General features: G+C 56.2%; 10 protein-coding genes and 1 pseudogene. 7 read left to right on the top strand and 4 right to left on the bottom strand.

What is annotated here, in order from left to right:
* Positions 1-218: 218 nt before the first annotated feature.
* The 4 genes from KQX66_RS21125 to KQX66_RS21110 all read left to right on the top strand — a co-directional run bounded on the left by KQX66_RS21125 (position 219) and on the right by KQX66_RS21110 (position 4,916).
* Positions 219-1,160 (top strand): phosphotransferase family protein, encoded by a 942-nt coding sequence (locus KQX66_RS21125; protein WP_216794787.1) that lies wholly within the window; start codon positions 219-221, stop codon positions 1,158-1,160.
* A gap of 206 nt (positions 1,161-1,366) precedes the next feature.
* Complete coding sequence (locus KQX66_RS21120) at positions 1,367-2,494, top strand: acyl-CoA dehydrogenase family protein (RefSeq protein ID WP_216794786.1); 1,128 nt, start codon at positions 1,367-1,369, stop codon at positions 2,492-2,494.
* Between the two features lie 95 nt (positions 2,495-2,589).
* Positions 2,590-3,768, top strand: a complete 1,179-nt coding sequence (locus KQX66_RS21115) for an acetyl-CoA C-acetyltransferase (protein ID WP_216794785.1) — start codon at positions 2,590-2,592, stop codon at positions 3,766-3,768.
* A gap of 17 nt (positions 3,769-3,785) precedes the next feature.
* Positions 3,786-4,916: an acyl-CoA dehydrogenase family protein gene (locus tag KQX66_RS21110; RefSeq protein WP_216794784.1), complete on the top strand. Its 1,131-nt coding sequence runs from the start codon at positions 3,786-3,788 to the stop codon at positions 4,914-4,916.
* Between the two features lie 32 nt (positions 4,917-4,948).
* Here KQX66_RS21110 and KQX66_RS21105 read toward each other — a convergent pair.
* Positions 4,949-5,509, bottom strand: a pseudogene (locus KQX66_RS21105) (glutathione peroxidase).
* 243 nt (positions 5,510-5,752) lie between these two features.
* Here KQX66_RS21105 and icmF point away from each other — a divergent pair.
* From icmF to KQX66_RS21090, 3 genes are all read left to right on the top strand, one after another.
* Positions 5,753-8,995: a fused isobutyryl-CoA mutase/GTPase IcmF gene (icmF, locus tag KQX66_RS21100; RefSeq protein WP_216794901.1), complete on the top strand. Its 3,243-nt coding sequence runs from the start codon at positions 5,753-5,755 to the stop codon at positions 8,993-8,995.
* Positions 8,996-9,196: 201 nt separating this feature from the next.
* Positions 9,197-10,057, top strand: a complete 861-nt coding sequence (locus KQX66_RS21095) for a 3-hydroxybutyryl-CoA dehydrogenase (protein ID WP_216794783.1) — start codon at positions 9,197-9,199, stop codon at positions 10,055-10,057.
* A 74-nt stretch (positions 10,058-10,131) separates the two neighbouring features.
* Positions 10,132-12,042 (top strand): beta-N-acetylhexosaminidase, encoded by a 1,911-nt coding sequence (locus KQX66_RS21090; RefSeq protein ID WP_216794782.1) that lies wholly within the window; start codon positions 10,132-10,134, stop codon positions 12,040-12,042.
* 79 nt (positions 12,043-12,121) lie between these two features.
* Here KQX66_RS21090 and KQX66_RS37470 read toward each other — a convergent pair whose 3' ends face one another.
* From KQX66_RS37470 to KQX66_RS21080, 3 genes are all read right to left on the bottom strand, one after another.
* Complete coding sequence (locus KQX66_RS37470; RefSeq protein WP_253957327.1) at positions 12,122-12,418, bottom strand: hypothetical protein; 297 nt, start codon at positions 12,416-12,418, stop codon at positions 12,122-12,124.
* 148 nt (positions 12,419-12,566) lie between these two features.
* Positions 12,567-13,655, bottom strand: coding sequence for a hypothetical protein (locus KQX66_RS21085; protein WP_253957326.1), 1,089 nt, complete (start codon positions 13,653-13,655; stop codon positions 12,567-12,569).
* A 52-nt stretch (positions 13,656-13,707) separates the two neighbouring features.
* Complete coding sequence (locus KQX66_RS21080) at positions 13,708-14,799, bottom strand: alpha/beta fold hydrolase (RefSeq protein WP_216794781.1); 1,092 nt, start codon at positions 14,797-14,799, stop codon at positions 13,708-13,710.
* Positions 14,800-14,955: the final 156 nt, after the last annotated feature.

Below are 14,955 nucleotides of genomic sequence, written 5' to 3'. Positions count from 1 at the left end.
GGGGCAGGTGTGCTTTGCCGTGCGTCCGCTTGTGTACTCCTGTTATGAACCCGATCATCACCGTCTATGCATGAATCGATGAGACAAGGCCGCTTTGGCGTGTCTTGTTTCCATATTCTTACGCATAGGAAGCCGTGGATGGACAATGTTCATCTGCGGCTTTTTTTGGTTTTCGTGCTATACAATCCAATAACTTAAGCGAGAAAGGCGGAATGACAATGCGTTCATTCAAACCGGAAATGAATATCGAAGAGGCTCTCGGCTATTTGCGGCAAATCGAAGGGGAGGGCGTTTCCGATGTGACCCCGATTGATATGGGGGAGCTGAGCAAGGTGTACAGCTATACGAAGAATGGCAGGGACTTGGTCATTCATTTTAAGAACGACCCGGAGACGCTGAAGAAGGTCAAGTTTATTTCGGACCAATACGCCTCTTGCGGGGTACCGATGCCCCGAATCTTTGAAGTCGGAACGTGCGGCGGCGCCCATTATTCGATTGCGGAAAAAGTGGAGGGGACCCCGATCCTCTCCCAGGCCGGACCGGATATCCGCGGCGTTTTGCCCGATCTGGTCCGCCAGTTTACCCGGATGAACCAAATTCGGGTGGAGCCATGTTCAGGCTTCGGATGGATCACGCCTACGGGAGAGGGTTCGGCCAAGACGTGGACCGAATTTCTGGCGTCGACTTTCGAGGAAGAACAGGAAGGGTTTTATCATGGCTGGACTTCTCTTTTTGAAAGCAGCTTTCTGGAGAAAGACGTGTTCGATCGGATCTATGCCGCGATGATGGAACGAATCGATTATGCGCCTGAGGAGCGTTACCTGGTACACGGGGATTTTCACTTCGGGAATATGTTATCGCAGAATCATGCCGTAACCGGGATTGTCGATTGGGAGATGGCGATGTACGGGGATTTTATGTTCGACTTGGCCGTCCTGCATTTGTGGGCACCGATAGCGCAATTTCCGCAGAGAGTCCGCGAGTCATGGGCGGAAGAAGGGCGCTCGATCCCCTACTTCGAAGAGAGATTGCTCGGGTACCAGCTCTTCAAAGGCCTAGACGGCTTGCGGTTTTACGCGAAGAAGGGAGATAAGCCTGCCTACGATTTTATGAAAAATCATCTCTTCGCTTTGCTGGAACAAGCCGACAAGCCCCAGTGATTCCGGGGCCCGTAGTTTCCAAGAAAGAAATTATGCAGGCAGACGCCTCGCATAATTTCTTTTTTTGTATGCGTCGCTTCAGTGTGCTTGTCTCAATGCAACGTTTTATTTCCATTATGACATCATATTTATCCTAAATATTTCATAACATGGGGGTAGAATGACGTTTCATCGTAAGTCTCTTTGTTGTTCAAAGGAGAGATTTTATGAGGTTCGAGTTGACGGAAGAGCAGGAAATGATCTGTGACGTGGTGCGCGATTTTGTCGCCAGGGAAGTGGAAACGAAGGTTGAGCAGTTGGACGAAGCGGAAGCGTTTGACCGCGAGCTGTTCGACCGGATGGCGGCGCTGGGCTTTGCCGGCTTGCCTTGGCCCGAATCGGACGGCGGGGCCGGGGGAGGCTTCGCAAGCTACGTCCTGCTGCTGGAGCAGCTGTCCGGAGGCTGCGCTTCGCTAGGTGCGGCGCTGTGGACGCATGTTCAGCTTGTGACGTGGCCGGTATACAGGTTTGGGCAAAATGGGGGAACGAAGCATTTGCGGGCGCTGATCGAGGGCCGGAAGCTGGGGGCTGGGGCGCTTCCTCCGCGGCCCGGAGGGATTCCTCCGCTTGCCTTTACGCTGACGGCGAAGCCGGATGGGGACGGGTACGTTCTCGACGGGACGCTGGAGTTCGTTTTCAATGGCAAAGAAGCCGACTTATTCTTGGTTTATGCGAATGTGGAAGGCAAAGGCGAAGGCGAGGGGGAACCCGAACGAACCGCCGTATTTCTCGTTGAGCGGGGGATGACCGGTTTACAGGTACGCCCCGTCACCCAAGCTCTTGGACTTCGCTCCTCCGGTATGGCTCATCTGACCTTTGATCGCTGCCGCATTTCCGGGGGACAGCTGATCGGCAGTGTCGGACAAGGGGCCGCCATCGCCGGGGAGACGTGGGCCAGCGCCCGCTACGGCTTGGCTGCGCTGGCGGCCGGGATTGCGCAGGGCGCTTTGAAGGCGTCGCTGGCTTACGCCAAGGAGCGGACGCAGTTCGGCAAGCCGATTGCACGGCATCAGGCGGTGGCGTTCATGCTGGCCGAGATGAGTGCGGCTGCCGAGGCTTCAAGTCTGCTTGCCCGCCAGGCCGCGTGGAATGAGGACAAGGGGCTGGCCTATGCCGAGCCGTCCGCCCGGGCGCTCGCTTATGCGGCCGATGCCGCCATGGGTTCGACGACGAATGCGGTGCAGATCCTCGGGGGCTACGGCTATATGAAGGAGTACCGCGTCGAACGGTACATGCGCGATGCCAAAGCGGTGCACATGGTCAAAGGCATGGACGTATGGGCCGGAAGCGGATGACCGTCGAAGCTGGAAGGCGGGAAGAGTGGAGCTAACAAGCGGCAATTTTTTGATGATCAGGCGGCTTTCTTGCGGAAAGCCCGGAAGGAGAAGCGATGAGAGAATCTGTGATTGTCGGGGGAGCCCGCACGGCATTCGGGAAATTCGGCGGCGCCTTGAAAAGCAAGCAAGCCGTCGAGCTTGGGGGCATCGCCATCGAAGGGGCTTTGGACAAAGCGAAGGTGGCTCCCTCCGAAGTCGATGAGGTCATTATGGGTATGGTGCTGCAGGGCGGCGCCGGACAAATCCCGTCGCGTCAGGCGGCGCGGCTGGCCGGATTGGACTGGCGCGTGCAGACGGAGACGATCAACAAAGTATGCGCCTCCGGCATGCGCAGCATTACGTTGGCCGATCAAATCATCCGGGCCGGCGATGCCGAAACGATCGTAGCCGGCGGGATGGAAAGCATGAGCAACGCGCCGTACGCGGGGGCGGATGCACGCTGGGGCTGCCGTCTTGGGGACAAGAAGATGACGGACCTGATGTTGCGAGACGGGCTGCACTGTGCTTTTCAGCATGTCCATATGGGAGAGTATGCCGAAAGAATCGTTGCTGAGAAAGGCATCAGCCGCCAGCTTCAGGACGAATGGGCGCTGCGGAGCCATAAACGTGCCATGGAGGCGATACGGCAAGGGCTATTCAAGGACGAGATCGTGCCCGTCGCTTGCGGGGCGGGCTCTTACGCGGATGTCGATACGGATGAAGCCCCGCGCGCCGATACGAGTGCGGAGAAGCTCGCCAAGCTGCCGTCTGCCTTTGTGCAGGGAGGTACCGTGACCGCAGGCAATGCTTCGGGCATTAGCGACGGCGCCGCCGCGCTGGTGGTCATGTCCGAGGAAAAAGCGGTCCGCGAGCGTTACTCGCCGCTTGCGTCCATTATCGGGCATACGGCCGTTGCCGCCGAAGCGCCTTACTATACGATAACGCCAGGACTTGTCATTCAGAAGCTGCTGCAAAAAACCGGAAAAACCTTGCAGGAAATTGACTTGTTCGAGGTCAACGAAGCGTTCGCAGCGGTCATTCTTGCCAGCGGAAGTCTCGTCGGCTGGGACGAGGAGAAGGTCAACGTTAACGGCGGGGCGATCGCGCTTGGGCATCCGATCGGGGCCAGTGGGGCAAGGATCGTTCTGACCTTGATCCATGCGCTGAGACGCCGCGGGGGCGGGCTCGGTATCGCGGCCATTTGCAGCGGAGGCGGACAAGGAGATGCGATTTTGCTTCGGGTGGACGAATAAGGGGGAGTTGACGCCTGATGGAGCTGTGCTTCACGGACGAACAGGAGCGCTTCCGGAGCAAGGTGCGCGAATACGCCGTTAGCCGGATCGCTCCGTCCGTCCCGGACATGGAGGAGTCCGATGCTTTTCCGCGTGCGCTCGTCAGCGAAATGGGCGGCTTCGGTCTTCTGGGGCTGCTCGTTCCCAAGGAATGGGGCGGAAGCGGCGCGGATATGATTTCATATATGATCGCCATCGAGGAAATATCCAAAGCGAGCGCCACCGTTGGCGTTATTCTGTCCGTCCACACTTCGGTAGCGACCTTGCCTATTTTGTATTACGGGACGGAGGAGCAAAAAGCGAAATACCTTCCAAGATTGGCGTCGGGGGAATGGCTCGGGGCGTTCGCCCTGACGGAGTCGCATGCCGGCTCTGATGCGGCCAGGATCAGGACGTCCGCCGTTTGGGACGGGACAGACTATATCCTGAACGGATCGAAGGTATTTATTACGAACGCGGGCGAAGCGGACGTGTATATCGTTTTTGCCGCGACCGGTCCGGGACAGGGGGCCTCCGGGGTCAGCGCCTTTATTGTCGAGAAGGCTGCGCCCGGCTTCCGCGTAGAGAAGAAGGAAAAGAAGATGGGGCTGCGCGGCTCCAATACGTGCGAGCTGACCTTTGACCAGGTCCGTCTTCCCGCCGCACAGCGGCTGGGGCAGGAAGGACAGGGGTTCGTCATGGCCAAGTCGATTCTGGACGGGGGGAGGATCGGCATCGGCGCACAGGCGCTGGGCATTGCCAGAGCCGCCTTGGAGCATACCGAGCTTCTGGTGAAAACACGGTATGCGAAAGAGCGACAGCGTGCGATGGAGCCCGTTCTGACAGAACTGGCGGCCCGGGTCGAAGCTTCAAGCCTGCTCGTGTACCGGGCTGCCTGGCTGCGGCAGAACGGCAAGCCTTGTACGAAGGAAGCTTCCATGGCCAAAATGTTCGCCAGCGATACCGCCATGTCGGTCACAACGGAAGCGCTGCAGCTGTTCGGCGGCAGCGGATGGACGAACGAGCATCCGTTGGAGCGATTGTTCCGCGATGCGAAAGTGACGCAAATTTACGAGGGGACCAACCAGATTCACCGGATCGTCATTTCCAACGAGCTGTTGAAGCCGTGAGCGGCGGAAGTTGTCTGGTAAAAATAAAGTTCCTAGACCGGCTCTGCCGAAAGCAGGGATTGAACAACGGATTCGATTTCGGACGGTTCCGTCGTCGTTTCGTATCTGGCGTAGATATGACCGTTACGGTCGATCAGAAACTTCGAGAAATTCCACTTGATGCCGTCGCCGGCGTAGATTTCCGGATACTTTTGCTGCACAAAATCCTGCATCCACTGGCCGTTCGGGGTATGGATATCGAAGCCTTGAAAAGGGGCTTGCTGCGTCAGATATTCAAATAAAGGATGCGCGGACGGCCCTCTGACTTCTATTTTTTCAAACAAAGGAAACGTCACTCCAAAGCTGCTTTCGCAGTATTCTTTTATTTCCGAGCTGCTGCCGGGCTCTTTGTCGTTGAATTGGTTTCAAGGAAATCCGAGAATTTCGAACCCTTCTTGATGGTAGCTTTCGTAAAGTTCTTGAAGACCCGCGAATTGCCGGGAATAACTGCACTTGCTCGCCGTGTTGACAATAAGGAGAACTTTTCCACGGTAAATAGACAAATCAACTGGCTTGCCATCCATTGAGTTTACCTTGAAATCATAAACAGACATTGGATCGTTCCTCCTTTAATTACGGTATTTAGGATGAATTCATGATATAGCAATTAATTCTATTGGTCTAATATATAATGAAAATAATTTTTATAGGTAAAAACAATCAGAGAGTTTTGATCGTTCTGGAGCGGAAGGGGCGCATGCTGCCTACATCTTGGTTATGTATGCATCCGGATTCGTTTTCCACTTGTATGCTTCGATTTTTCGCTATGAGGAGAGATTTGTTTGGAAACTGCACGAATGTATCGAACAAAGCACAAGGCCAGGTTTGTTACCGCTTCCGCTTTGTTTGACGGTCATGACGTCTCAATCAACGTGATGCGCCGGATATTGCAGGCCAGCGGAGCGGAGGTCATTCATCTGGGCCACAACCGGTCCGTGAACGAGGTTGTGCAAGCGGCGATTCAGGAGGACGTGCAGGGCATCGCCATTTCCTCCTACCAAGGCGGGCACGTCGAATATTTTCAATACGTGATCGATCTGTTGAAGGAGAGAGGCGCAAGCCATATCCGCGTATATGGAGGCGGGGGCGGCGTCATCATTCCTTCGGAAATGAAGCGGCTGCACGACTATGGCGTGGCCCGCATTTTCTCGCCGGAGGACGGAAGAAAGCTGGGGCTGCAAGGCATGATCAATGTCATGCTGGAGGAATGCGATTTTTCGACGGTTACGGGCTATGTGCCCGATCTGGAGGAACTGAAGCGGGGGAATCACCGCGCGATCGCGCAAAGCATCACGGCCGCCGAGAGCTTGAACGGCGAGTCCTGTTCTTCCAGCCCGGAGCTGTATGCCGCGTTCGAGCAAATGAAGGAATGGCCGTCCGACGCTCCTGTCGTCGGCATCACCGGTACGGGCGGCGCGGGAAAAAGCTCGCTCACGGACGAACTGGTCCGCCGTTTCCTGCGGCATTATCCCGACAAGAGCGTCGCCATCCTGTCCATCGACCCGACCAAGCAGCGGACAGGCGGCGCATTGTTGGGCGACCGCATCCGCATGAATGCGGTGCATTCGGACCGGGTCTATATGCGGAGCCTGGCGACGCGCAATTCGGGCAAGGAGCTGTCGCAGGCGATTCGCGAGGCGTTGGCGGTGGTCAAGGCGGCGGGCTTTGACTGGATTCTGGTCGAAACAAGCGGGATCGGGCAGGGGGATCACCAAATTACGGAAATCTCCGATGTGACGCTGTATGTCATGACCAGCGAATTCGGCGCGCCCTCGCAGCTGGAGAAAATCGAGATGCTCGACTACGCCGATTTGATCGCGATCAACAAGTTTGAACGAAGGGGCTCGGAGGACGCGCTGCGCGAGGTGAAAAAGCAGGTGCAGCGAAGCCGCGGATGGTTCGAGCAGCCTTACGACGCGATGCCGGTGTACGGGACGATCGCGAGCCAGTTTAACGATGCCGGGGCCAACAGGCTGTTTACGGCGCTGATCTCCGAGATGAACCGCAAATGCGGCGGTGGCTGGCCGGCTCCGGATTTCTCGACGGAGAAAAGCTTCAAGAAGCAGGTCATCATTCCCGGAGACCGGATCCGGTACTTGGGAGAGATCGTGCAGACCGTCCGCAGCTACAAGGCTTTCGTCGACAAGGAAGCGGAATTTGCGCGCGCCTGCTACCAAATCGAAGGCACGATGCAAGCGCTGAAGCGGGAGCATGCGCCGGAGGACAGCGTCGTCATGCTGCAGGAGCTGAAAGAGAAGTACGAGCAGCGCCTGCATCCGGAGACCCGGACTCTCCTGGCCCGCTGGCCGGAGATGCGCTCTCGCTATGCCGGGACGCAACTGGTCACCAAGGTCCGGGACAAAGAGATCGTCACCGAGCTGGCGACCACCAGCTTGTCCGGGCTGAAGATTCCCAAGGTATGCCTGCCCGGCTTCCATGACTGGGGCGATCTGGTAAGCTGGCTGTACCGCGAGAATGTGCCGGGAACGTTCCCTTATACGGCCGGCGTGTTTCCTTTTAAACGGACGGAGGAGGACCCCAAGCGTCAATTCGCAGGCGAGGGAACCCCGGAGCGGACGAATCTGCGGTTTCATTATTTGTCGAAGAACGATCCGGCCAAACGGCTTAGCACCGCCTTCGATTCGGTCACGCTGTACGGCGAAGACCCCGATTACCGGCCCGATATCTATGGCAAAATCGGGGAGAGCGGCGTCAGCATCTGCACCTTGGACGATATGAAAAAGCTGTACGCCGGCTTCGATTTGTGTCATCCGCTGACCTCGGTCTCGATGACGATCAACGGTCCTGCGGCCATCATTCTGGCGATGTTCATGAATACGGCGATCGACGGACGGGTGGACAAATTCCGCCAGGAGCAAGGGAGAGAGCCCTCCGACGAGGAAAGATCGCAGCTCGCCAAGGAAGCGCTGAAGCAGGTTCGCGGAACCGTGCAGGCGGACATTTTGAAGGAGGACCAGGGGCAGAATACGTGCATCTTTTCCACCGAATTTGCGCTGCGGATGATGGGCGATATCCAGCAATATTTTATCGATCACGAAGTGCGGAACTACTACTCCGTGTCGATCTCCGGCTACCATATTGCGGAGGCCGGGGCGAATCCGATCTCGCAGCTCGCCTTCACCTTGGCGAACGGCTTCACGTATGTCGAATACTACTTGTCCCGGGGCATGCACATCGACGATTTTGCGCCGAACCTGTCGTTCTTTTTCAGCAACGGGCTCGATCCCGAATATACCGTGATCGGCCGGGTGGCCAGGCGGATCTGGGCCACGGCGATGCGGGAGAAATACAAGGCGAACGAGCGCAGCCAGAAGCTGAAGTATCACGTCCAAACCTCGGGCCGGTCGCTGCATGCGCAGGAAATCGATTTTAACGATATCCGCACGACCCTGCAGGCGCTGCTCGCGATCATGGACAACTGCAATTCGCTGCATACGAACTCCTACGACGAGGCGATCACGACGCCGACGGAGGATTCGGTGCGCCGGGCCATGGCTATTCAGTTGATCATCACGAAAGAGCTCGGACTCGCCAAAAGCGAAAATATGCTCCAAGGCTCCTTCGTGATCGAAGAGCTGACGGACCTGGTGGAGGAAGCCGTCCTGCTTGAGCTGGAGCGAATCAGCGATCGTGGCGGCGTGCTCGGGGCGATGGAATCGCAGTACCAGCGCGGGAAAATCCAGGATGAGTCGCTTCTGTACGAGACGAAAAAGCACAACGGCGAGCTCCCGATCATCGGCGTGAACACCTTCCAGAACCCGAACCCGCCGACGGAAGATCTGCCGATTCCGATGGCCCGCGCCACGACGGAGGAGAAGGAGCAGCAGATCGCCAATCTGCGAGCGTTTCAAGCGAAGCATCGAGAAGAGGCTCCGGCCGCCTTGGCGAGGCTTCAGCAGACAGCTTTGGACGGGGGCAACATTTTTGCCGAGCTGATGGAAACCGTCAAGGCTGCCAGCTTGGGCCAAATTACGCATGCGCTTTATCAAGTCGGCGGGCAGTACCGCCGGAATATGTGATCGCCTCGGGCGGAGGTACGGGCCGTAACCCGCGAGGCGAAGCGGTGACAAGCTACGCGTTCAACCAAAGATAATCGATTCGCCCCAGCACAACGAAGGGACTGACGCGATCGGTTCGGAAAGTCTGATTTATTGAATGACATAAATCATATATAATGGAAATATATTACTCTTCAAATAGAAGGATCGGAGGTGGGTAACATGGCTATCCAGACGGTTATGGTTATTGGCGCAGGACAGATGGGCAGCGGCATTGCCCAGGTTGCTGCAGCGTCGGGCTTGAACGTTCTGCTGCACGATATTGCCGAAGTGTCCCTTCATCAGGGCATCGCCCGGCTGACGAAAAGTCTTGGCCGGAGCGTAGAGAAAGGAAAGCTTGCCGAGGAAGAGAAAATAAGCATTATGGCGCGGATTCTTCCTTGTGCCCAGCTGGACCGAGCGGCTGAGGCCGACCTGGTCATTGAAGCGATTATTGAAAGCATGGAGCACAAAACGACGCTCTTCAAGCGATTGGACGACCTGTGCCGGCCGCATACGATCCTTGCTACCAATACGTCCTCGCTCCCGATCACGGAGATCGCCGCCGTAACGGGACGGCCTTCGCAGGTGATCGGCATGCATTTCATGAATCCGGTTCCGGTGATGCCGCTGGTTGAGATCATCCGGGGTCTGGAGACCTCCGACGAGGTATTCGGGCACATCCGCGATTTGGCGGAGCGCATGGGGAAGACGCCCGTTGAGGTGAACGATTTTCCCGGCTTCGTATCAAACCGCGTCCTGATGCCGATGATCAACGAGGCGATTTATACCGTCTACGAAGGCGTTGCGGCTCCGGAGGCGGTGGACAAGGTGATGAAGCTGGGAATGAACCATCCGATGGGACCGTTGGAGCTGGCCGATTTTATCGGGCTGGACACGTGCCTGTCCATTATGGAGATCCTTCACGACGGCTTCGGAGACGGCAAATACCGTCCATGCCCCTTGCTGCGCAAATACGTCAAAGCCGGCCGGCTCGGCCGCAAAACGGGCAAAGGCTTTTATACCTACGATTCATCCTTGTAACGCATTCCCTAAACCGCAGCTTTCTCTTATAATAGAGGCAGATAGAATACTTGACCAAGGAGAGGAAGCAGGAGATGAAGCTGCGGTTTGAAGGGAATTTAAACGTTTTATTGCCGGGAATTCGCGAACTGTCGCAGGAGCTTCGGATCACCGAGGCGGAAGACGGCATCGTCGTCCGGGTCGAGCCGTCGTCCGGTGAACTGGAAGTCGGCATGGAGCAGGGTAAAGCCTATATTCGCTACGGTCAAAAGCATCAGTTCTTTCGCGGGCTTGGGCTTCTTGTGCAGTACGGTCTCCATGGAGAGCCGTTTCATCTTCGGGAGCAGCAGCAGTTCGACACGATCGGGCCGATGTTCGATTTGTCCCGCAATGCGGTATTGACGCTCGAGAGCTTCAAATTCATGCTTCGCAAGATGGCTTTAATGGGATTAAACAGCGTCATGCTGTATTTGGAGGATACATACGAAATTGGCGATGAGCCTTATTTCGGCTATATGCGCGGCCGGTACACACAAGCGGAGCTGAAGGAAATTGACGACTACGCCGACCAATTCGGCATCGAGGCGTTCCCGAGCATCCAGACCTTGGCGCATCTGGAAGAGTTCTTGAAGTGGGAGCCGGTGAAGCACTACAAGGATACGAAAGGCGCGCTGCTGGTCGGGGACGAGCGGACGGACCGTTTGGTCGAAAATATGATCGAGGCCGCCAGCGCTCCGTTCCGCAGCCGCAAAATCCACATCGGCATGGACGAGGCGGAAGAGCTCGGCCGCGGCAAATATTTGGACCGCAACGGCTACACGAGCCGGTTCGAGATTATGATGGCGCATCTCGACAAAGTGCTGGACATGACGCGCCGACGCGGCTTGAAGGCGATGATGTGGAGCGATATGTTCCTGAAGCTCGCTTCGCAGAACGGCAGCGATTACTATGACAAGGATACGCAAATTCCGGAGGAAATGGCGCGCCGCATTCCAAAAGATGTGGACATGGTCTATTGGGATTATAACCACATGGAGCAGGAGGACTATGAGAACCTCATCGCCAAGCACCGCCCGCTCGGCTGCAATCTGGTATTTGCCGGCGCCGTCTGGGTGTTTAACACGTTCGGGGTCAACTACGGCCTGTCGCTGAACGCCTCCGACGCCGCTCTGCAAGTGTGCAAAAGAGAAGGCATCCGCGAGGTATACGCGACCATGTGGGGCGACGACGGCATGGAGAGCAATCCTTTTGCGGCGCTGCTCGGCCTGCAGCTCTACGCGGAGCACGCATATTCGGAAGCGAAGCCGGATCAGGCGAAGCTGGCGGAGCGGGTCAAGTTCTGCACCGGCATCGAGGCCGACGCCTTCCTGACGTTCAAGGATTTGGACGAGGTGCCTGGCTCCGAGCCGAACAACCGGATGCAGAGCAATCCTTCGAAGTTTTTGCTGTACCAGGACGTGCTGCTCGGATTGTTCGACAAGCAGATCGAAGGACTGGAACTGTCCGCGCATTATGCGAAGGTGGAGCAGGACATCCGCAGCCGGCGTGTCAAGGAAGCCGAGCTGGATTACTTGTTCGAGGTGCCGGAGAAGCTGTGCGGCGTGCTGAAGCGGAAGAGCGAGATCGGCATCGAGCTCAAGCGGGCGTACGACGCCAAGGATACGGGGACGCTGCGGCGCATTGCGACGGAAGTGCTGCCGGAGATTGCGGAAGCGGTACGGGAGCTGCGGGCCACCCATCGCGCCCAGTGGCTGCGGATGTTCAAGCCGTTCGGCTGGGAAGTCATCGATATCCGCTACGGCGGAGTCGCCAATCGGCTGGACACGGCTTCGCTAAGGCTGCTCGATTATGTGGAAGGCCGGATCTGGCAGATCGAAGAACTGGAGCAGGAGCGGCTCGTATACAGCTCGTCCAACCGGTTCAACAACCGTGGCGTGGGCTGGTGCAGCTATTATTACCGGATGGCGTCGCCGAATGTCTTTTTCCACGTGATGAATCCTTTTTAAACGGAATGAAGCAAGGGAAGCGCTCGCTGCTGTAGCGGGGCTTCCCTTTTTTGGGTTATTGCGTTTAAGTTTAACGACATTAAAAATCGCGCAGCTTATCGAAGGTATCAAACAGCTTATCCACGTCCACTTCGACGCCAGCAGCAGACAATTGCTCCTGTGCCCCGACGAGCAGGTCCTCCAGCACCGTATAAATTTCCTCGCGCTCCACCGTTTCGATAAAACCGCTGCGGCGGTCCATTTTGTTGAACGCTTCGGTGTAACCGGACACCAGAGTGTCCAGCGCGGACTCCGCCTCGGCTGGCGTCATGCCGCCGCCCTGGACTTGTTCCGGTAAAGCCGATATGGCCGCCAGTGTCTTTTTGTACAGATTCATCGCTTTCTTGGCTTGGGCGGCTGTGATGTGCTCTCGTCCGTCCCAGTCGCGGTAAGGATTATTGAGATTTTCGGCCAGCCATTCGGGCTTGCGCGGCTTGGTGATCGACAGGTCCAGACCTTTGGAGACTTCTTTTTTGTATTTGTCTTTAATCGCATTTGGCCGCGTCGGCGGGCAGGCTGGTCATCCATAGCCAAGTAAGGTTCGGCAGCCGGTCCGGACCGGGAAATGCTTCGCCGGAGAAGCCGAACATATCGTAGGTGCTGAATACGCTAAGGTTCGTTAATTGTTCGAGTTGTTGAAGATTAACGATGTTGCCGGGTTTGCCCCATAAACGCAGCTCCTTCAGCCCAGGGTAGCTCCGGACGACCGGTCCAAGATCCAGATCCTTCGCCCGTGTCACGTGCAGCCCCGCCAAACGTTCCAGACCGAATACCGGCGGCACGTTATCCGTAAATGCGGCCGTCAGCCATTGTCCGCCGTCTTCGGCGTGGATTTTCAGCTTGGGCGAAGGTGTGCCCGTTAACGATAGAAAGGTCAGCCCTTTATTTAAAAACAGCTCCTCCACTCCGTCTGCCTGAAGGATCAGGCGCTCTAATCTGCTACCTCGGAGGTCGATGGACGTATATCCGTGGTTCTCCAACTGCAGCTCGTAGATAAACGGATTTTTGTTAACATACGGCAGCAGTGACTCATAAGGGCGGTCGGCAGCGATGCGCGTCAGGCAGGGCAGCTGTTCCAGCATGGACAAGTCGGAGAACTCCCGGAGTGCGACGGAATTGACTGCACTGGCCGAGCGAGCCAGTTGCACGCTCCCCACGACAACCGGCGTGTTGTCCTTTGCCGCTTCCTTGAACGAACGGCGCCGATCTTCGGGAATACTCCGCCACTTCAATTGGTTGACCGTACTTCTGCCTATATGCCAACTGGCGCTATAGCTGTTTGTTTTTTCGGTGACGAGCGGAGGCCGGTTTCCCGTTAAAATGTATTTTTTTGGGACCTGTGCCGTGACATAGGAATGATCAAGCTGATTGTTCCAGAAGTAATAATCACAGTACAGCGGCTTCATCTTGTCGAGCTCTTCCTCCGTGGGCAGCTTGTCCCCAGTCCAGTCAAGCTCCAGTACGGCGGCCAGCGGCCTAGCCTTTTCCTCTTCGATTCGAGTAATCTGGCAGGCGACGTAGCGCTGCAGCCGTTCGACGTATACGCAATATATATCTCCGACATTCGGCTTCAATCCTATCATCCTTTCCATTCGAAGAGCTGTAGGTTAGACGAGAAATGCATCATTAGGGGGAGGGTTTCCAAGTTTCTTCTTTTATATCGGCCATCAGCCGGGAAAATTTATCGGCTTCTTCAAAGTGAGGGAAATGTGCGGAATCCTCGAACCAGACGAACTGCTTTTTCGGAGCAAGGAGCTTTTCGTAATACCGGTAAGCCACCTCCGAGGGCGTCATATAGTCGTATCTCCCCATAGCCAGATAGACCGGCACCTTTAGTTCCGGGACCGTTTCGAATAAATTTGTATTTTCCGTTTGAGGCCGGATGGCGCGAAGCGACAACGCGTTTCCCCGGGCCAACCGAATTCCGTCCATGAGGGTATATTCCGGCGAGAACAAGATGCCTTTAATCAGATCGGCATTTGAGTCGATTTGTCGCTCGGAGCCGCCGAAGGCGGTCACCCACTTCCGTTCCAGCGTCGTATCTTTGCGGGGATTTGCATAGGGAGGGGAGCCGATGGATCGCAGGGCTTGGATCGCTTCTTCGTTACTGCGGGCCTCTGCCTCGCGAAGGGCGAATTCATAAGAAAGCCTCTCGCCTTCCGGGGAATTGGCCACTTGCCCGATCCCGATGTATGCATAATAATCGTCCGGGTATTTTTGAACCGTCCATATCCCGAGCAGGCTCCCCCACGAATGCCCGACAAGGAAAATTTTCGGTTGGTTGAATGTTTTACGCAAATAGTTGGTTAATTCGTGCGTGTCTTCGACGAGCTTATCGACCTGCAAATCGTCCTCGGTCATTCCCCACCGATACGATTTCCCCGAGCCGCGTTGATCCCAGTTAACTACCGTAAATTGATTTTCCAGCTCCTGTTGATATTTCCGCGCATATGCAATTTGCGGATAGCCCGGTCCGCCGTGCAAGAACAGTAGAATCGGATTCCGCTTGTCGCGGCCGCGAACAAGGATGGATTGCTCCATTCCACCCAGCGTCACTTGTTCAAGAACGGCCACACTGCTTGGAACAACGTCGTCATGATGGTCCCGGATCAAGGGAGTCCGTGCCGGCACTAGGGACGCGATCACGAGGAGAGCGAGAAGGCCTAGTCCCAGTTGAAGCTTTCTACGCTTGCCAATGACTTGCAGGATGGAAATCACCTCCTGAACCTTTTTTATCGAGAGTATGTATGAGGCCATTCAAGCGACACAAGCAAAACGCCAGCCTTTTGAGGCTGGCGTCAGCCTGTTGAGAAACCCTCAGCAGGCTATTTCTTTGTTTCCGTTTTTTATCCATTCACCGCGTTAATATGGTAT

It is taken from the genome of Paenibacillus oleatilyticus (genome assembly GCF_018998565.1).
Classification (GTDB): domain Bacteria; phylum Bacillota; class Bacilli; order Paenibacillales; family NBRC-103111; genus Paenibacillus_G; species Paenibacillus_G oleatilyticus.
This window is presented reverse-complemented; position numbering and strand designations above follow the sequence as displayed.

What these genes read in the sequence shown, in the direction of transcription:
- KQX66_RS21110 (WP_216794784.1), top strand. Translation starts at nt 3,786, where the DNA reads ATGGAGCTGTGCTTCACGGACGAACAGGAGCGCTTCCGGAGCAAGGTG.
- KQX66_RS21115 (WP_216794785.1), top strand. Translation starts at nt 2,590, where the DNA reads ATGAGAGAATCTGTGATTGTCGGGGGAGCCCGCACGGCATTCGGGAAA.
- KQX66_RS21095 (WP_216794783.1), top strand. Translation starts at nt 9,197, where the DNA reads ATGGCTATCCAGACGGTTATGGTTATTGGCGCAGGACAGATGGGCAGC.
- KQX66_RS21125 (WP_216794787.1), top strand. Translation starts at nt 219, where the DNA reads ATGCGTTCATTCAAACCGGAAATGAATATCGAAGAGGCTCTCGGCTAT.
- KQX66_RS37470 (WP_253957327.1), bottom strand. Translation starts at nt 12,418, where the DNA reads ATGAATCTGTACAAAAAGACACTGGCGGCCATATCGGCTTTACCGGAA.
- KQX66_RS21120 (WP_216794786.1), top strand. Translation starts at nt 1,367, where the DNA reads ATGAGGTTCGAGTTGACGGAAGAGCAGGAAATGATCTGTGACGTGGTG.
- icmF (WP_216794901.1), top strand. Translation starts at nt 5,753, where the DNA reads ATGTATCGAACAAAGCACAAGGCCAGGTTTGTTACCGCTTCCGCTTTG.
- KQX66_RS21090 (WP_216794782.1), top strand. Translation starts at nt 10,132, where the DNA reads ATGAAGCTGCGGTTTGAAGGGAATTTAAACGTTTTATTGCCGGGAATT.